At 66.1% G+C, this 18,240-nt stretch carries 13 protein-coding genes; 3 read left to right on the top strand and 10 right to left on the bottom strand.

Features of this window, described 5'->3' with window-relative positions:
* Window positions 1–6: 6 nt before the first annotated feature.
* Window positions 7–3,453: a transcription-repair coupling factor gene (mfd, locus tag IFU00_11325; GenBank protein ID MBD8542874.1), complete on the bottom strand. Its 3,447-nt coding sequence runs from the start codon at window positions 3,451–3,453 to the stop codon at window positions 7–9.
* A 157-nt stretch (window positions 3,454–3,610) separates the two neighbouring features.
* Here mfd and IFU00_11320 point away from each other — a divergent pair, with 157 nt between their 5' ends.
* A complete protein-coding gene (locus tag IFU00_11320) occupies window positions 3,611–4,930 on the top strand; it encodes a 1,4-beta-D-glucan glucohydrolase (GenBank protein ID MBD8542873.1) in 1,320 nt (439 codons plus the stop codon).
* Here IFU00_11320 and IFU00_11315 read toward each other — a convergent pair.
* The 7 genes from IFU00_11315 to IFU00_11285 all read right to left on the bottom strand — a co-directional run bounded on the left by IFU00_11315 (window position 4,927) and on the right by IFU00_11285 (window position 11,275).
* The gene (locus IFU00_11315; protein MBD8542872.1) at window positions 4,927–5,874 is read right to left on the bottom strand and encodes a 5'-nucleotidase; all 948 of its coding nucleotides are present in this window, start codon (window positions 5,872–5,874) and stop codon (window positions 4,927–4,929) included. The two genes, IFU00_11320 and IFU00_11315, sit on opposite strands and share 4 nt — an antisense overlap.
* A complete protein-coding gene (locus IFU00_11310) occupies window positions 5,875–6,882 on the bottom strand; it encodes an HDOD domain-containing protein (protein MBD8542871.1) in 1,008 nt (335 codons plus the stop codon).
* A 90-nt stretch (window positions 6,883–6,972) separates the two neighbouring features.
* Window positions 6,973–7,242, bottom strand: a complete 270-nt coding sequence (locus IFU00_11305; protein MBD8542870.1) for a hypothetical protein — start codon at window positions 7,240–7,242, stop codon at window positions 6,973–6,975.
* Window positions 7,243–7,361: 119 nt separating this feature from the next.
* Complete coding sequence (locus IFU00_11300; GenBank protein ID MBD8542869.1) at window positions 7,362–7,622, bottom strand: hypothetical protein; 261 nt, start codon at window positions 7,620–7,622, stop codon at window positions 7,362–7,364.
* A 140-nt stretch (window positions 7,623–7,762) separates the two neighbouring features.
* The gene (locus tag IFU00_11295) at window positions 7,763–9,541 is read right to left on the bottom strand and encodes a bifunctional diguanylate cyclase/phosphodiesterase (GenBank protein MBD8542868.1); all 1,779 of its coding nucleotides are present in this window, start codon (window positions 9,539–9,541) and stop codon (window positions 7,763–7,765) included.
* The gene (locus IFU00_11290; GenBank protein ID MBD8542867.1) at window positions 9,531–10,895 is read right to left on the bottom strand and encodes a diguanylate cyclase; all 1,365 of its coding nucleotides are present in this window, start codon (window positions 10,893–10,895) and stop codon (window positions 9,531–9,533) included. Before IFU00_11290 ends, IFU00_11295 begins: the two co-directional genes overlap by 11 nt.
* The gene (locus tag IFU00_11285) at window positions 10,892–11,275 is read right to left on the bottom strand and encodes a phosphonate transporter (GenBank protein ID MBD8542866.1); all 384 of its coding nucleotides are present in this window, start codon (window positions 11,273–11,275) and stop codon (window positions 10,892–10,894) included. The genes IFU00_11290 and IFU00_11285 overlap by 4 nt, the downstream gene beginning before the upstream one ends.
* Window positions 11,276–11,468: 193 nt before the next feature.
* Between IFU00_11285 and IFU00_11280 the strand changes: the two genes are divergently transcribed.
* The gene (locus IFU00_11280) at window positions 11,469–12,695 is read left to right on the top strand and encodes an AMP-binding protein (GenBank protein MBD8542865.1); all 1,227 of its coding nucleotides are present in this window, start codon (window positions 11,469–11,471) and stop codon (window positions 12,693–12,695) included.
* Window positions 12,696–12,709: 14 nt separating this feature from the next.
* Here IFU00_11280 and IFU00_11275 read toward each other — a convergent pair whose 3' ends face one another.
* Together IFU00_11275 and IFU00_11270 are read right to left on the bottom strand one after the other, a co-directional pair.
* Window positions 12,710–13,069 carry a DUF1428 domain-containing protein gene (locus IFU00_11275; protein MBD8542864.1) on the bottom strand — a complete coding sequence of 120 codons (360 nt, stop codon included), beginning with the start codon at window positions 13,067–13,069 and terminating at the stop codon, window positions 12,710–12,712.
* Window positions 13,070–13,165: 96 nt separating this feature from the next.
* Window positions 13,166–15,634, bottom strand: coding sequence for a penicillin-binding protein 1A (locus tag IFU00_11270; GenBank protein MBD8542863.1), 2,469 nt, complete (start codon window positions 15,632–15,634; stop codon window positions 13,166–13,168).
* A 205-nt stretch (window positions 15,635–15,839) separates the two neighbouring features.
* Here IFU00_11270 and IFU00_11265 point away from each other — a divergent pair, with 205 nt between their 5' ends.
* Entirely contained in the window at window positions 15,840–18,086 is a 2,247-nt protein-coding gene (locus IFU00_11265; protein ID MBD8542862.1) for an oligopeptide transporter, OPT family, read from the top strand.
* The last annotated feature ends 154 nt before the right edge of the window (window positions 18,087–18,240 follow it).

Raw genomic sequence — 18,240 nt, 5'->3', positions numbered from 1 at the left:
TCGTGTTCATGCGAGTAGTTGTTTGATGGTCTGTTTGATCTGGTTCACGCGCGCCGACAGGTCAGGCATGCTGGCCGTGATGCGCAGCTTGTCCTGGCCGGCCAGCTTGACGTGGCGGTTCTTCTGGATCAGCGTGATGATCCTGATTGGATCGATCGGCGGCTTTTCCATGAACTGCAGACTGGCCGCTTCGCCGTGGGCGTCGATCTTGACGATGCCCACGGCCTTGGCGGCGATGCGCAACCGGTGCGTCTCGACCAGCGCCTTCACGGGCTCGGGCAGCTTGCCGAAGCGGTCGATCAGCTCCTCTTGCATGCTGTCGATACGGTCCGCGCTTTCGCAGTTGGCCAGGCGCTTGTAGATCGACAGGCGCTCGTGCACGTCGCCGCAGTAGTCGGCCGGGAGCAGGGCGGGCACGTGCAGATTGATCTCGGTGGTCGACGACAGCGGTGCAGCCAGGTCGGGTTCCTTGCCGGCCTTGAGCGAGCGCACCGCCTCGTTGAGCATGTCCGAATACAGCTGGAAGCCGATCTCCAGCATCTCGCCGGACTGGTTCTCGCCCAGTACTTCGCCCGCGCCCCGGATTTCCAGGTCGTGCATCGCCAGGTAAAAGCCGCTGCCCAGTTCTTCCATCTGCTGGATGGCGTCCAGGCGGCGCTGCGATTGCTTGGTCAGGTTCTGCACGTCGCTCACCAGGAGGTACGCATATGCCTGGTGGTGCGAGCGGCCCACGCGCCCGCGCAGCTGGTGCAGCTGCGCCAGGCCGAACTTGTCGGCGCGGTGCATGATGATCGTGTTCGCGGTGGGCACGTCGATGCCGGTCTCGATGATGGTCGTGCACAGCAGGATGTTGAAGCGCTGCGCCACGAAGTCGCGCATGACTTTTTCCAGGTCGCGCTCGTGCATCTGGCCGTGGGCCACGCCGATGCGGGCCTCGGGCAGCAGCTCCTGCAGCATCGCGCGGCGGTTCTCGATGGTGTCCACTTCGTTGTGCAGGAAGTAGATCTGGCCGCCGCGCTTGAGTTCACGCAGGCAGGCCTCGCGGATGATCGAGCCGTCTTCGCTCCGTACGAAGGTTTTGATCGCCAAGCGCTTTTGCGGCGCGGTGGCGATGATCGAAAAGTCGCGCAGGCCTTCCAGCGCCATGCCTAGCGTGCGTGGGATCGGCGTGGCGGTCAGCGTCAGCACGTCGACTTCGGCGCGCAGCGATTTCAGCGCTTCTTTCTGGCGCACGCCAAAGCGGTGTTCTTCGTCGATGATCACCAGGCCCAGACGTGTGAACTTCACGTCGGGCGAGAGCAGCTTGTGGGTGCCGATGACGATGTCGAGCGTGCCGTCGGCCATGCCCTTGATCGCGTTGTTGATCTCCTTGCCGGTGCGAAAGCGCGACAGCTCGGCGATCTTCACAGGCCAGTCGGCAAAGCGGTCGGCGAAGGTCTGTGCATGCTGCTCGGCCAGCAGTGTCGTCGGTGCCAGAATCGCGACCTGCTTGCCACCCATGACGGCGATGAAGGCGGCGCGCAGCGCGACCTCGGTCTTGCCGAAGCCGACGTCGCCGCACACCAGGCGGTCCATCGGGCGGCCCGACGTCATGTCCTTGATGACGTTGTGGATCGCCTCAGCCTGGTCGGGCGTCTCTTCGAAGCCGAAGCTCTGCGAGAAGTTTTCGTAGTCGACATTCGAATACTCGAACGCATGGCCCTGGCGCAGCGCGCGGCGCGCGTACAGGTTCAGGAGTTCGGCGGCGGTGTCGCGCACCTGCTCGGCGGCCTTGCGCTTGGCCTTTTCCCACTGGCCCGAGCCGAGCGAGTGCAGCGGCGCGTCTTCGGCCGCCGTGCCCGAGTAGCGCGCGATCACGTGCAGCTGCGACACCGGCACGTACAGCTTCGTGTCTTTCGCGTATTCCAGGTGCAGGAATTCGGTCTCGCCTTCGCCCAGGTCCATGCTGGTCAGGCCCATGTAGCGCCCGATGCCGTGGTTGATGTGCACGACCGGGTCGCCGATCTTGAGCTCGGACAAGTCGCGTACCATCGACTCGACCTGGCTGGTCGCTTCCTGCTTCTTCTTGCCGGCGCGCCGGCCCGAACCGGCATACAGCTCGGTCTCGGTGATGAACACCAGGTGGCCGGCGCCCGCATCGAGCAGCTCGAACCCGGCCTGCAGTGGCGCCACGCCCAGCGCCAGGCGGGCGTCGCTGGCGCGGAAGCCCTCGAAGCCTTCGACCGGTACCAGATCGAGCCGGTATTCGCTGAAGTACTGCTGCAGCGTTTCGCGCCGGCCGGCCGAATCGGCGCAGATCATCACGCGCGTGTCGCTGCGCTCCAGGTACGTGCGAAGGCTGGCCAGCGGATCGTCGAGGCGGCGGTTGACGGCGACGTCGGGAATCGGCGCCGACAGTTCGGAGGCCGGTGCCAGCGGATCGCGCGCGATGTTCCAGCGGCCATGCGGCTTGATACAGGTGAAGAACTGCTCGGCGCTCAGGAACAGTTCGGTCGGCTCCAGGATCGGTCGCTCACGGTCGCTTTTCAGGAAGCGGTAGCGCGACTCGGTGTCCATCCAAAAGCGGTTGATGGCGCCCTCGATATCGCCGACCAGTGCCAGCGACGCGCCGTCGGGCAGGTAATCCAGCAGCGTCGACGTGGTGTCGAAGAACAGCGGCAGGTAGTACTCGATACCCGCCGCGGCGATGCCGTTGCCGATGTCGCGATAAATTGGCGAGCGTGACGGGTCGCCCTCGAAGCGCTCGCGCCAGCGGCCGCGAAAGCCGGTTCTTGCCGCTTCGTCCATCGGGAATTCGCGGCCTGGCAGCAGGCGCACTTCGCGTACCGGGTACAACGAGCGCTGGGTATCGGCATCGAACGTGCGGATCGATTCGATCTCGTCGCCAAACAGGTCAAGCCGGTAGGGCAGGGCGGAGCCCATCGGGAACAGGTCGATCAGGCCGCCGCGCACCGAGTACTCGCCCGGCGACATCACCTGCGACACGTGCGTATAACCGGCCAGCGTCAGCTGCGCCTTGAGGCGTGCTTCGTCGAGGCGCTCGCCCTGGCGGAAGAAGAACGTGTAGGCCGCCAGGAACGACGGCGGCGCCAGGCGCACCAGCGCCGTGGTCGCCGGCACCATCAGCACGTCGCACTGGCCATTGCGGATTTCGTGCAGCGTGGCCAGGCGTTCGGACACCAGGTCCTGGTGCGGCGAGAACGCATCGTACGGCAGCGTTTCCCAGTCCGGCAGCAGGTGGCAGGCCAGCTTGCCATCGGCGAACCACGGGATTTCATCGAGCAGCCGCTGGCCGTCGCTGGCATTGGCCACGACGACGGTGAGCATCTGGCCCTGGGCCTTGAGAGCAAGGGCGGCAACCGCCAGCGCGTAGGCGTCGGACGAACCGTGAAGGAGCGGCAGGACGAAACGATGGCCTGCTTTGGGGAGGTGTTTCTCGAGGTCGAAAGGCATGCCGCGTGCTTGAGATATCCGTGAAAAATGCGCTGGAAAGTGGTGGCCAATTATAGTCGAACGCGTGCTTACCCGCCGCGCCGAGTGGAGATCGACAGCTTGTCCTGACGCCGGATCACGGGCATGATTGCGCTAACATAAAAATGACGGAGACACGATGCGCCCAGCCTTTGCTGCCTTGCCCCTGATTGTTTCATGCCTGCTGAGTGCAGCAGTCGGCGCGGCGCCGCCAGCGCCGGTAGTCCTGCTGGGCGATGCGCCGCGACCCGGTGTCGAGATCGTGGCGCTGGCGCCCGATACCACGCACCCGCTGGAAGGCGAGATGGTCACCGCCGACGCCGCGCTGCGCACGACTTTCAACGACAGCGCCATCGAACTCGCGCGCAGCAAGCGGACCGACGGCGGCGCCGCGCTCACGCTGCAATGGCGCAAGATCTGGAAAAGCGGCGTGGCCTTGCAGACGGCCCCGCAGGACCTGCGGCCATTTATCGCGCGCGGCACGCTGGCGTTCGACCTGAAGGTCGATGCGCTCGACGCCGGTGGCCTCATGGTCAAGGTCGGGTGCGGTCCGTCGTGCGAGCGCCAGGTGCCGTACGTGCTGCCGGGGCGCGCCGCCCAGGGCAAGGGCTGGCAGCGTGTCGTACTCGCACTGTCGTGCTTCGCGCGCGATGGCGACGATTTCTCGCAGGTGGCCCGGCCGTTTGCGCTGGAAGGCACCGGTAGCGGCCAGGTCAGCATCGCCAATGTGGCCATCGCACCGGGCGGCACGCCGAATATGGCATGCGCAGATTGGCGCACGGTCGCCGTCACGCCCGCCAAACTCGACGAAGCCTGGTCGATCGACTGGTGGCTGCCCCGCCATCGCCAGAAACTGGACGAGGCGCAGCAGATGGTGCGAGCAGCGCGCAGCCCGCAACTGGTCTTCATCGGCGACTCGATCACACAGGGCTGGGAGAAGGAAGGGATGCCGATCTGGCAGACGCACTATGCGCGCTACGATGCGCTGGACCTCGGTTTTGGGGGCGATCGCACCGAAAACGTCTTGTGGCGATTGCAGAATGGCGCCGTCGACGGGCTCGATCCGAAGGTGGCGGTGCTGATGATCGGCACCAACAACACGGGACTGCGCGGCGATTTCCCGGCCAATACCGTGGCGGGCATCCGCCGCAATCTCGACGAGCTTCGCCAACGGCTGCCGCGCACGCGCATCCTGTTGGTGGCGATCTTCCCGCGCGACGCGACGCCCGAGAGCCCGCTCCGGCGCATCAACGAGTCGATCAATGCGCAATTGCCATCACTGGCCGATGGCAATCGCATCGTGTTCCTGGACGTGAACCGCGCCTTCCTCACGCCGGACGGCACCTTGAGCAAAACCATCATGCCCGACTTGCTGCATCCGAACGAAGCAGGCTACGCGATCTGGGCGAAGGCGATGCAGCCTGAACTCGACCGCCTGATGGCGCTGTCGCGGCTCTAGGAACCCTCAACAACGCGCCGGTTCGCGACGCCAAACGGCACGTGCACCATCGGGATCCTGCCGCCCGGGCCGGATTTGAGATGCGTGAGCTGGTCATCAAAAAAGATGTGCGGCTTGAACACCGACAGCACGCGCGCCTTGTCCATCCCGCCCAGGAAAAACGTCTCGTCGGCCGAGACGCCCCAGCTGCCCAGCGTCGTGACGACGCGCTCGTGCGCCGGGGCACTGCGCGCCGTGATGATGGCGATACGCACGATGCGGCGGTAGTCCGGGTCGGCCTGCTGGGCATCGTGCTCGAGCTGCTGCAGCATGGCCAGCTTTCGAAACATGCCGGCCAGTGGGCCAGGTTGGTGCGGGCGCGCCATGTGCAGGGTTTCGTGGGCGTGGAATTCGCCCAGGTCGTTGTTGCGCTTGTAGACCGTTTCGGACTCATCGTCGGCGATGACGCCGTCGAAGTCGAACGCCACCCGCAGCTCGATGTCGTCTTCCTCGTCGGCGATCGCCGATGGCAGCACCAGACCAGCGGGGTAATCGACGGCAATGGCGCTCTTGACGTCCTCTTCGTTCGCGGACAGGAACAGGGCCGTGTTGAATGCCGGCAGATACGGGTAGGGCGATTTGCCGCTCATGAACACGGCGCGCGAAATGTCCAGCCCATAGTGGGCGATCGAACGCATCACGCGCAGACCCGTTTCTGGCGAATTGCGCGAGAACAGCACCACTTCGACGGGCGCCTGCTGCGGAAAGCACCGGTTGATGCTCAGGAAGCGCCGGATGAACGGGAACGCGACCCCGCGCGCCAGGATCACGTCGCGCTGGCACGCCTGGTGGTTGCGGTAGGCTTCCGGCCCTTCGTCCAGATAGACCTGGTGCGAGTCGGACAGGTCGAACAGCGCGCTGGAGGCAACGCCGATCACGAGTTTTTCTTCGATGGGAAAGGGCATTCAGGCGTCCTGCTGGTCGGCGTTGTCGGTGTCGTTGAAGGTGTCGTAGACCTGCCGCAGGTCCTCAGGCAAGGCAGCCACGGCGGCCACGAATGCCGGCTGGCCGCCCCCGGCCAGCATGTGCAGCTTGGCCAGGCGGTCGGCCTCGCCCAGCGCGGCGGGCAGACTGGTGGACACGGTCGCGGCATCGCCCAGATGCGCGATGGCGTGGCCGATGGCCGGTGGCAGTTCCCACTGGCCAGCAATCCCGGCCGAGATCAGGCGCGCGGCGTGCACCAGACGCAGGCCGAAAGCATCGCTGTCGGGCAGGCCGCCGGCCGGCAGCAGGCCATCGATCACGCGCAGGGCGACGACCAGGCCGACATTGTGCATCAGCCCTGCCAGGTAAGCTTCGAACGGATCGGCGCCATGGCCAGGTGCCAGCAGGCTCGCCGCCTGCGCGCATTTCTCGGACTGGTTCCACAATTGCGGTGCGACGAGGCGTGCCAGGCGGCTGGTCTGCAGGCTGATAATCCGGCGAAACGCAACGCGCGCCAGCAGCATGCGCAAGCCGTTCTGGCCAAGCAGCAGCAACGCACCCTCCAGATTACGCACCGGCGTGCCGGGCTGGTAATAAGGGCTGTTGACTTCGCGGATGACTTCCGCAACCAGGACGGTATCCTGCGCCACCTGGCGTGCAAGGTCAGCCGACGAGGCGGAATCACTCCGCAGGCTGCGCAGCACTTGCGGGATCACGGCCGGGACGCGCGGGACGAGGGTGCTTGCGGTGTGCGGATCGCGTACGAGCCGCGCCAGTTCGTCGAGCACCAGGGTTTCGTCGCCTGCTGCGCCCGTCACGTGTGGACCGGCCAACCAGTGAAAAAAGGCGAGATCCAGATCGAGTGCAGTCGAATCGTCGGCGAGTGGCGTGATTGCCGCATCGGACGGCGGCAAGGTAGGCGGGGCGGGAGGATGGGCCACAGGCCCTGCGGGCGCGGCACCAAACAGGCGAGCGAGCCAGCGCTTCATGGGGAGGACATCGGGAAAGGTGTGGGCATGGAGCGATTCTACCGCGCCAGCCCGATACACGACCGGCGACCCGGCCATGCGTGAATGAAATTACTTCCTGGTGTCCGAGCTGGTCGTTGTGTGACCAGTGTTGGTTGGCGTGTTGGCAGTGCCAGTGGCCATTGGCGCACCGCCATTGGTGCCATCGGTTGGGGTGATGCCCATTTGTGCATCGACCGTCGCGTTGCCGGTCGAGCCGGCAGCCGTGGTGCCCATCGAGGATGAACCGCTGCTGCTGGTGCCCATGGTGTCGGTGGTATTGCAACCGGCCAGTGCGAGAGCCATGATGCCGCCAATGAGTGCAGTGTGAAGAGTTTTCATCGCGTTGCTCCTTGAGAGTGGAATGACGTGGTCAGGTGCGGCCACCCGCGGGTGACCGACTGACTACCCACGCGCACGGTGTGCCGCTGTGGGTTCGTGCTTCTGCTGCTTCTTCTGGATCAGCGGCCGGTGGCCGAGTTGGTGACTGGCTCGTTGTTGCTGGTGGTGCCCGAGGCGCTGTTCACGCCGGTAGCACCGGTGGCGCCCGAATTCCAGCTACCCTGACCTGCGGTGGTGCTTGGGGTCTGCACCGAGCCGGTGGTCGACATCGTGCTGCTCGAGCCCGACATGCTGTCGGTCGTCTTGCTTGGCGTATCGCATGCTGCCAGGCCAAAAGCCATCATGCCTGCGATCAGTGCGGTTCCGAGGGTGCGTGTCATGGTTGTCTCCGTGATGATTAAGTTGTTTTATCATCAAGCAACCGCGGGTTCACACGAATAGGAACGGAGAGTTCATTCTTGTAGGACGACACGCCCAGCGCACGTCAGCGCAGGCGTCAGTGCAGGGCTCAGTACAGGGGTCAATGAACTTCTGCGTCGTGCGTAGCCAGCCAGGCCAGCAGCTCAGGGGCTGGTAACGGTCTGCTGTAGAAATAGCCTTGTACCTTATCGCACAGGTGATTGCGGACCACGTCCAGCTGAGACTGCGTTTCGATGCCCTCGGCCACCGTGGTCATCCCCAGGCTGCGGGCGACCTTGACGGTGGCTTCGATCAGCACGCGATGGTGGGCGCTGGTATCGGCCTGGCAGACGAACGAGCGATCGATCTTGACCGTGTCCACCGGCAGCAGGTGCAAACTCGACAGCGATGAATAACCGGTACCGAAGTCGTCGAGCGCCAGCTGGATGCCCAGCGCCTTCAGGTCGTGCAGGCGCTGCTGGATATCCTGGTCCTGGGCGGCCAGGCTTTCGGTCACTTCCAGCTGCAGGCAGCCCGGCGGCATGCCGGTGTCGCGCAGGATCCGGCGTACGCCGTCGATCCAGCCCGGTTGCGCCAGCTGCGCGCGCGACAGGTTCACGGCCATCAGGCCAGGGGCACGGTCGCCCAGGCGCGCGCGCCAGTCGAGAAAATCGCGACAGGCGCGTTCGAGGACGAAGTCGCCCAGCATGCCGATCAGGCCGCATTCCTCGGCCACTTCAATGAAGTCGATCGGCGGCACGATGCCGCGCACCGGATGGCGCCAGCGTACCAGCGCCTCGACTCCGGCGGCGTAATCGACACCGCCGCACGGCAGCAGGCGCACGACCGGCTGGTACACGACGAACAGCTGTTCTTCGACCAGGGCCTGACGCAGTTCGGCTTCGATGCCGGCGCGGCGCGCAGCGCGTTCGCGCATGCTTGGCGCGAATACCACGTGGCGGTTGCCGCCGGCCCGCTTGGCCTCGACCATCGCGATGCCGGCGTCGCGCAGCACGTCGTCCGGCTCGCGCAGTGCGATCTCCGGGTCGTCCTGGCTCCAGGCCAGGCCCACGCTGGCGCCGCAGACGATGTCGTGGCCATCCACCAGATACGGGTGGGCCAGTGCGTCGAGCAGGCGCAGCGCGATGCGCTCGGCGTCGGCGCGTCCGCGCAGGCCGTCGAGCAGGACGACGAATTCGTCTCCACCCGTGCGGGCTGCCAGCTGGCCGGCCTGCGTGCCTGGTTCAATACGGCCCAGCGCCGGGCGCAGCGCGCCGCGCAGGCGGTCGGCCATGTGCATCAGCAGATGGTCGCCGACGGCCTGGCCCAGGCTGTCGTTGAGCTGGCGGAAGCGGTCGCAGTTCAGGGTCAGCACCGCGAAGCCGACGTCGGACACCGGCTGCGCCAGCAGGTGCTGCAGCGCGTCGCGCACCGCTTCGCGGTTGGGCATGCGGGTCAGGTTGTCGGTGCGCGCGGCGTTGCGCAGGCGGCGCGACAGCACCTCTTGCTCGCGCTGCACTTCGAACGTGGCGTCGGCCACGGTCGCCATCAGGCGTTCGGGGTCGAGCTTCATCAGGTTGAGTGCCAGTACCTGCAGGCTGCCGCTGGCGGCGTGCGGCACGCCCACCGGCAGGCGCAGGCCTTCGCAGATCATGCCGGACGGTTCGAGAAATGCCTCGACCATCGACGCCAGGTGCGGTGCCACGGGCGCGAGCACGTCGAACAGGTTGTCCAGGCCCTGCGCGGTGGCCAGCGGCATCAGGAGCCGCGACGCCATCGGGTTGAGCATGTCGACCGTGCCGTCGAGCGAGGTCTGGGCCAGGCCGATCGGCGCCCGGTACAGGAACTGCACCAGCGCTTCGTAGGCATCGACCGCCTCATGCTGCACTTTAGGCTCCATCGAGCGCCTCCTGGGGAGTAGCAACGGCGGCTTCGGGTTGCCAGGCCAGGGCGCGGTTGCGGCCTGCGCGCTTGGCGGTGTACAGGGCCTGGTCGGCTTGCTTGATGAGCAGGTCGACGCCGCCATGGCCGTCGAGGGCGACTGCCACGCCGGCGCTGATCGTGCACACGATCGCCTGGCCGTCGAAGCTCTTGGCGTCCAGCGCGACGCGCGCGCACAGGCGTTCGGCCAGATCCAGCGCATGTGCCAGGTCGGTCGACGGCAGCAGCACGGCGAATTCCTCGCCGCCGATGCGCGCCACGACGTCGACTTCGCGGAAGAAGTCGAGCAGGATCGCCGCCAGGTGCTGCAGCACGGCATCGCCGCCCGGATGTCCGAAGCGGTCGTTGATGGCCTTGAAGTGGTCGGCGTCGAGGATGATCATCGCCGTCGGCCGCGGCGCGGCGCGGCTGCGTTCGAACTCCTGGCTGGCGGCGTCGAACAGCGCGCGGCGGTTGGCCAGGCCAGTGAGGTGGTCGCTGAATGCTTCGCGCCGGCGCCGCTCGGCGATGTCGCGCTTGTCGGTCACGTCGCGCAGGATCAGGCAGTAGGCCGGGCCTTCTTCGCACGGCAGGCCAGGTGCGCCATCGGCGGCGTCACGATCGGCTTCCGGCAGCGGTGCGATCATCACGCTGCCCCAGAATGCGCTGCCGTCGGCGCGCAGCAGGCGGCTTTCGTCCAGCGCCCAGCCATCGGCATCGGCTTCGCGCAGGCGGTCCAGTGCGCGCTCGGGCGTGATCGCATCTTCCGGATAGAACATCGTGTAGCTCTGGCCCTCGGTGTCCGGGCCGAAGCCGGTTACGCGGCCGATGCTCGGGTTCCATTCGCACAGGCGGCCCTGGGAGTCCAGGCTGGCCAATGCGTAATCGGTGATACCTGTCAGGACCGCATTGAGCCAGGCGTCGTTCTGCCGCTGGCGGCATTCGCGTCGTACCTGCTCGGTGATGTCGTCGATGACGGCCATGATGCGGCTGGCATCGAGCCGGAGCAGCGTGATCGACAGGATCTGCGGCATGCGCTTGCTGCAGCCGCTGCCGGCATGCAGGTGCACGTGCATGCCGTCGCAGATCTTGCCGCTCTGGACCGTGCTTTGCTGGCACAGATTGCGCAGGTCGGGTGCGATGTCCTCGAGCGCGACGAACAGGTTATCGAGTCCGCCATTGCGCGAGTGCGGCATCAGCAGTTGGGCCGCGATCGGGTTGATCATGGCGATCTCACCGTCGGCGTCGAGCTGGACCAGCCCAACCGGCGCGAGATACAGGAACTGGATCAGCGCCTCGTATTCCGCGCTGAGTTGGGCGAGGTCGTCAGTCATTTTGGCTGCCGCTTGACCAGGACGTAGCGCGTCGCGCTGCCCGGGGTGGACAGCAGGCGCAACGCGACTTTGACGGGACGCATGCGCAGCGTCAGCACGTAGTCGATGGTTTCGTCGAGGGCACTGTTCTGTTCCAGCGCGTCATCGAAACGCTGCGCCACCATGAAGTTGTTCATGCACGGTGCGACGTTCGTAAACAGCGGGTGGCCCAGGACGCGCTGAGGCGACAGGCCTGCGGCTTGCGACTCGAACGCGTTGTAGCGGGTGACCTCGGTGTTCGCGTCGAAACCGATGACGCCGAAATCGAGCTGGTCCAGTTCTTCGGAAGAACACGCGTCGAGTCGGCTGGCCATCTCGGGAAAGTCAAAGGCAAAAATCATGAATTGGATGCCGACGCGCGGCCATTGGATGTTGGTCATTGATGTTGCCATGTGCAATAAACCCGTGTCAATTGCCCGATTGCAACAATTCACTATTTAATTGCGAGAATGTGTGTTTCACCACAGTCGCCGGCAAATTGACAGCCTTGTGTTTCAACGTCACCATGCCTTCCTCTTCATGTTCTCACATTTCATGACACACAAACCGGATGATGCGGCCTGCTGGTGGCGGGACGGGACCAGCCTGCAGCGCGTGGTCGCCGACCTGCTGGGCGCCGAACTGGCGGCGCTGCGGCCCGGCAGGCAGACGCTGGCGCAGCCCTGGCCGGCGTCGCTCGATCTGCGCGGCGATCTGGGCGCCGATTCCCTCGAGCTGATGGGACTGGCGTCGGCGCTGGAAACCCAATTGCACCTGCAGGGGGCGGCCGACGCGCCATTGCTGGTGCAAACGCGCCTGGCAGACTGGCTGGACGCGGCGCGCGCCGGCCTGGAAGCTGACGGGAGTGCGCTGACGTTTCGCACTTCAGGCAGCAGCGGCGCCCCCAAGCCATGCACGCATCCGCTGGCCTTGTTGTGGCAAGAGGTCGAGGCGCTCGCCCAATTGCTGCCCGGCCGCCGGCGCATCGTCAGCCTGGTGGCGGCGCACCATATCTATGGCTTCCTGTTTACTGTCCTGCTGCCGCGCCGCCTGGGTATCGACGTGTGCGACCTGCGCGGCCATGCGCCGGCGGCGCTGGCGGCCCAGTTGAGGGCGGGCGATCTCGTCATCGGGCATCCCGATCTGTGGCGCGCGTTCGGCCAGGCTGCCGGGCCGCTGGCGCCGGACGTGGTCGGTGTGACGTCGACGGCGCCGTGCCCGCCCGAGGTGGCCCGGGCGGCGCTCGGCACGGGGTTGGCGCGGCTGGTGCAGGTGTATGGCAGCTCGGAGACCGCCGGCGTCGGCTGGCGCGACGAACCGGAGGGCGGCTATCTGCTGTTCCCGTACTGGTCGCGCACTGGCCAGGGCGATGGCCTGACGCGCCAGTGTCCGGACGGGACGCGCCAGCCAGCCTTGTTGCAGGACCGGTTGGCGTGGCGCGACGACGGGCGTTTTCAGCCGGACGGGCGCATCGACCAGGCGGTGCAGGTCGGCGGCGTCAATGTGTTCCCGGGTTATGTTGCCGATGTGCTGCGGCTGCATCCGGCCGTGCTGGAGGCGAGCGTACGCCGCATGCGGCCTGATGAAGGGGAGCGGCTCAAGGCCTTCGTGGTGGTGCGTGACGGCGTCACGCTTGACGCCGGTTTGCAGACCAGTTTGCATGCCTGGCTGAGCGAGCGCCTGACGGCGCCCGAATGCCCGGGGGCCTATTCATTCGGACCGCGCCTGCCGCGTGGGGCGAGCGGCAAGCTGGCCGACTGGATCATCGACAGCGACGTCTAGCGGCGTGCGCGGGCCTACAGCGCGACGAAGCTTTCGAAGCCGCCAAAGAACATGCGCTTGACGTCGAACGGTACGCCGCCCGGTTGCATCATGGCGGCCAGGCGCGGATCGTTCATGACCTTTTCGTTGACCGCGTCGCGGTGGGCGCGCGATTCATAGACGGCCCAGGCGAGGATCACCGTTTCGCCTTCTTCGAGTTGTACACTTCGCGGGAACGACGTGTGTTCGCCGGACGGGACATCGTCCGCGATCCATTCACGGTATTCGAGCGCGCCATGCTCGCGCCAGACGGCGCCGGCCAGCTGCGCCTGGGCGCGATATGCTTCGATGCTGGAGGTGGGAAGCGGAAGGACAAAACCATCGACATATGCCATGTGGATCTCCCTGGACAGTTGGATGCGCGGAGCGCGCCTGTGACCCACCAGTACACGGTCCACGATGTTCCCGCCAGTGGTGGCGGGAACATCAGGCTACCACACGCTGTTGTCGGGGGGCGGTGCTTGCGGGGGTTGTTGCGGGGGCAGTGGTGGCGGCTGCGGTGCTTGCGGTGCCGGCTGCGGTGATTGCTGCGGTGATTGCAGCGGCGGCTGCACCGGCGGCGACGGGGGCGCGACATTGGGCAGGGCCTCGAGCGGCGACGGTCCCTCGAGCGGCGCGTCGTCGAGCGGCTGCTGGAATTCGTCCATGGGCGCAGCCGGCGGCGCGACTGCGATGTCGATGGTGCGGGTCTCGGCCGCATCGGCGTATTCGGGATAGATCCAGTCGCGGCCATCGTTGACCAGGTCCTCCGGCGGCGTGCGCTCCTGCGGTGGCACCTTGGCCAGCGCCACACGCATGTAGTCGATCCAGATCGGCATGGCCAGCGTCGAGCCGAATTCACGGCCGCCCAGCGAGCGCGGTTCGTCGTAGCCCATCCACGATACCGCCACTACCTTGCCCGCGTAGCCGGCGAACCAGCCGTCAATGGCATCGTTCGTGGTGCCGGTCTTGCCGGCCAGGTCGGTGCGGCCGAGCTGCTTGGCCGAGCCGGCGGCAGTGCCGAAGCGGGCCACATCGCGCAGCATGCTGTCGACGACGAAGGCATTCCTCGCCGTGATGACGCGGTTGGCTTCCTGCGGACCCTGCGACGGCGGCACATCGGCAATCACGCTGCCATTGCCGTCGACGATGCGCTGGATCAGGTAGGGCTTGACGCGGTAGCCGCCGTTGGCAAACACCGAGTACGCGCCGGCCAGCTGCAGCGGCGTGACGGCGCCCGTGCCCAGCGCCATCGTGTAGTTGCGCGGGTGGCGGGCCAGGTCGAAGCCGAAGTGCTCGAGATACTGGTGCGCGAAATCGACCGACACCGCGCGCAGCACGCGCACCGTTGGCACGTTCTTCGACTTGACGAGCGCCTGACGCAGCGTGACTTCGCCGTCGAACACACCGTCGTCGTTCTGCGGGCGCCACGGATTGTCTTCGCTGGCGCCGGGCAGTTCGATCGGCGCATCGAGAATGCGGGTGGTGGGTGAGTAGCCTTTTTCAAGGGCGGCCGAATACACGAATGGCTTGATGCTCGATCCCGGCTGGCGCCACGCCTGCGTCACGTGGTTGAACTTGTGCAGGTTGTAGTCGAAGCCGCCGACCAGCGCGTGGTAGGCGCCCGTGTCGGCGTCGATCGCGACGAACGCCGCCTCGACTTGCGGCACCTGCACGATGGCCCAGTCGCCGGCCTTGTCCTTGCTGACGCGGATGACGGCGCCCGGCGTGATCCGCAGCGACTCGCGCGCCGTCGGCTGCAGGCCCGGGCTGGCGAACTTCAGACCGGCGCCCTTGACGACGACGTCTTCGCCGGACAGCAGCGTCACCCGCACCTGGCTCGGGCTGGCCGCCAGCACGACACCGGCCAGCAAGCCGTCGCTGGAGCGGCGCGCCTGCAGCGCATCGGCAATGGCTTCGTCGCGCTGCTCGGGGTCCTGCGGCAGCTCGACGCGCGCCTCGGGGCCCCGGTAGCCATGGCGGCCATCGTAGGCCAGCACGTTGCGGCGCACCGATTCGTATGCGGCCTTTTGCTCGGCCGCGCGAATCGTTGTCGTGACCACGATGCCGCGCGTGTAGGCTTCTTCGCCGAACTGTTCGTAGACCGCCTGGCGCGCCAGCTCCGCGACATACTGGGCCGGCGTGTCGAATTTCTGGCCGGCGTCGCGCTTGACGCGCAGCGGTTCGGCGAGGGCCGCGGTGTACTGCGCCTGGGTGATCGTTCCCAGTTCGAGCAGGCGCTTGAGGATGGCGTGCTGGCGCGCCGCGGCGCGTTTCGGGTTCGACACGGGATTGGTACGCGCCGGATTCTGCGGCAGGCCGGCCAGCATCGCCGTCTCGGCCAGCGACAGCTGATCGAGCGTCTTGCCGAAGTAGCTGCGCGCAGCGCTCGAAAAACCATACGAGCGCTGGCCCAGGTAGATCTGGTTCATGTACAGCTCGAGGATCTGGTCCTTGGTCAGCGAACCTTCGATCTTGTAGGCCAGGGCGACTTCGGTCAGCTTGCGCGAGAGGGTCTTTTCGTTGGTGAGGAAGAAGTTGCGGGCGACCTGCATCGTGATGGTCGATGCGCCCTGGCGGAAGCCGCCGCGCAGGTTGGCACGGGCCGCGCCCATCGCGCGGATGAAGTCGATGCCGCCGTGTTCATAGAAGCGCGTGTCCTCGATCGCGAGCACGGCGCTTTTCATCATCGTGGGGATTTTCGCGATCGGGACAAAGTCGCGGTGCTCGACGCCGAACTGGCCGATCAGTACATTGTCTTGCGTGTAGATGCGCAGCGGGATCTTGGGACGGTAGTCGGTGACGGCATCGATCGGCGGCACCTTGGCGCTGATCGCGCTCCACACGCCGATGGCCAGGCCGGCCGCGATCAGCACCAGCGCGGCGAAAAAGATCAGCACGTACGCGTACGCGCGCTTCATGCCCAGCAGGGTTTTTCCGGACTGTTGGTTGGTCGCTTTCAATGCCGAACTCTCACTTTAAAACTTGCTGCGGACCACGTGACGGGCCAGGATCGGGCGATTATAGTCCGCTTTCAGCGCGCGCTTTCTTTCCGTACGTGCATGTGCGATATTCCTGCTTTCGGTTCGTCCGCAGCGGCGAGCTACGCCCGCAACCAAGGACACCATGCCGCCCGATTCAAGTTTTAAACCCTATATTCCCGCTCATGCCCAACTGGCCGAAATGACGCCGCGCGCTCTGATCATGGGCGTCATCCTCGGCATGATCTTCGGCGCGTCGTCGCTCTATCTGGTGCTCAAGGTCGGGCTGACCGTCAGCGCGTCGATCCCGGTGGCGGTCATCGCCATCACGCTGTTCGGCGTGGCCAGGCAGCTCGGCGCGCGCGAATCGACGATCCTGGAAAACAGCATCGCGCAGACGGCCGGTTCGGCCGGCGAATCGCTGGCCTTCGGCCTGGGCGTGACCATGCCGGCGATCCTGATCCTGGGCTTCGACCTGGAAATCTCGCGCGTGCTGCTGGTGGGCGTGCTCGGCGGCCTGCTGGGCATCCTGATGATGATTCCGCTGCGCCGCACGCTGATCGTCGATCAGCACCGCGAACTGAAATACCCGGAAGGCACGGCCTGCGCCGAAGTGCTCAAGGCTGCGGCCACCGACGTCTCGCGCGACGCGGCAGGCGAAGTACGCATTGCCGGCAGCGACGCAGTCCGCATCGCCAAGCGCCGCGCGCTGTTGATCTTCGGCGGCTTTGGCATCGGCATCCTGTACAAGACGCTCAGCGTGTCGTTCAAGGGCTGGCGCGACACGGTCAACTTCGAGTTCGGCGCGCCGCTCAAGACCGGCAGCATCGGCGCCGAGATCTCTCCCGAGCTGGTGGGCGTGGGCTACATCATCGGGCCGCGCATCGCCTTCACGATGGCGGCCGGCGGCGTGCTGGCGTCGCTGATGCTGGTCCCGATGATCAAGTTCTTCGGCGAGCTGGCCAGCACGCCGCTCTCGCCCGGCACGATCCCGATCCGCGACATGACGGGCGACGATATCCGTAGCGCCTATATTCTCTACATCGGCGCCGGCGCCGTCGCCACGGGCGGCCTGATCTCGCTGGCGCGCTCGCTGCCGACGATCTGGAATGGCTTGCGCGGCGGCCTGGCGGGCATGAAGAATGGCAGCAGCGCCGATGCGTCGCTGCGCACCGACCGCGACATCCCGATGAAGTGGGTCGTCATCGGTTGCCTCGCGATTGTCGCCGTGATTTCGCTGGCCGCGCCGCTGCACATGAACGTGCTCGGTGCGGTGCTGATCCTGGTATTCGGCTTTCTGTTCGCGACCGTGTCGTCGCGGCTGGTCGGCGAGATCGGGTCGTCGTCCAATCCCATTTCGGGGATGGCCGTGGCCACGCTGCTGTTTACCTGCCTGATCTTCCTGCTGATGGGCTGGACGGGCGGCCAGTACTATGTGACCGCGCTGTCGGTCGGCGCCATCGTCTGCATCGCCGCCAGCAATGCCGGCACGACGTCGCAGGATCTGAAGACCGGCTACCTGGTCGGCTCCACGCCGCGCATGCAGCAGTACGCGATCCTGTGCGGCGCGTTTGCATCGGCGCTGATCCTGGGGCCGGTGCTGCTCAAGCTGAACGACGCGGGCACCGTCTACGTGCCGGCAGCGCAGGTGGCGCCTGGCTTGACGGTCGATGCGTCGAAGCTGACCGACACCGGCACGCTGCATGGTCCGCAAGCCGACACGGACAAGAACACCTATAAGGTCTGGCACAAGACCGACACGGTCGGCGGCCCGGCCGGCAAGTACTTCGTCGACAACGCAGGCAAGGCCGTGTACCTGGTCGACCCGGGCATCAACGGCCACCACAAGACGCGGCCCGACGGCACCGAAGTGAAGAAATACGATGCGCCGAAAGCGGTGCTGATGTCGTACATCATCAAGGGCATCCTGGACCGCGAGCTGCCGTGGACGCTCGTGCTGTTTGGCGTGATGATCGCGATCGTGCTGGAAATGGCGGGGATCGCATCGCTGGCGTTTTCGGTGGGCGTCTACCTGCCGCTGGTGGCGACGCTGCCGATCGCCATTGGCGGCACGGTGCGCTGGCTGGCAGACCGCCGCAACAACAAGCTGCCGCAGAATGTGGGCCTGAACGAAGAAGAACGCCAGGCAGCAAACGACCGCAGCTCGGGCGTGCTGCTGGCATCGGGCTATATCGCTGGCGGCGCGCTGGCCGGGATCATCATCGCGATCACGGCGGGCGTGCTGACCGACTTCGACGCCGCCGCGGCGCGCTGGGCCGAAGCCTACAACCCGTTCTTCGCCGGCGACAGCGCCAACGTGCTGAGCATGCTGCCATATGCGGTAATCGTCGGCCTGCTGTTCTGGGTGGCGCGTGAAAAGCCAGTGAAGTAGGACGGACCGGGGCGCGCAGCCGCCAAGTCAACAGCTGGGGTCAGGTCTGACATTCGGACACGACCTCAGCCTTGGACACTTCCAAAGCCGTGTTGCCAGTATTAGCAAGGCAACAGCTGGGGTCAGGTCTGACATTCGGACACGGCCTCAGCCT

It is taken from the genome of Oxalobacteraceae sp. CFBP 8761 (assembly GCA_014841595.1).
In the GTDB taxonomy this organism is placed as follows: Bacteria; Pseudomonadota; Gammaproteobacteria; order Burkholderiales; family Burkholderiaceae_D; genus Telluria.
This window is presented reverse-complemented; position numbering and strand designations above follow the sequence as displayed.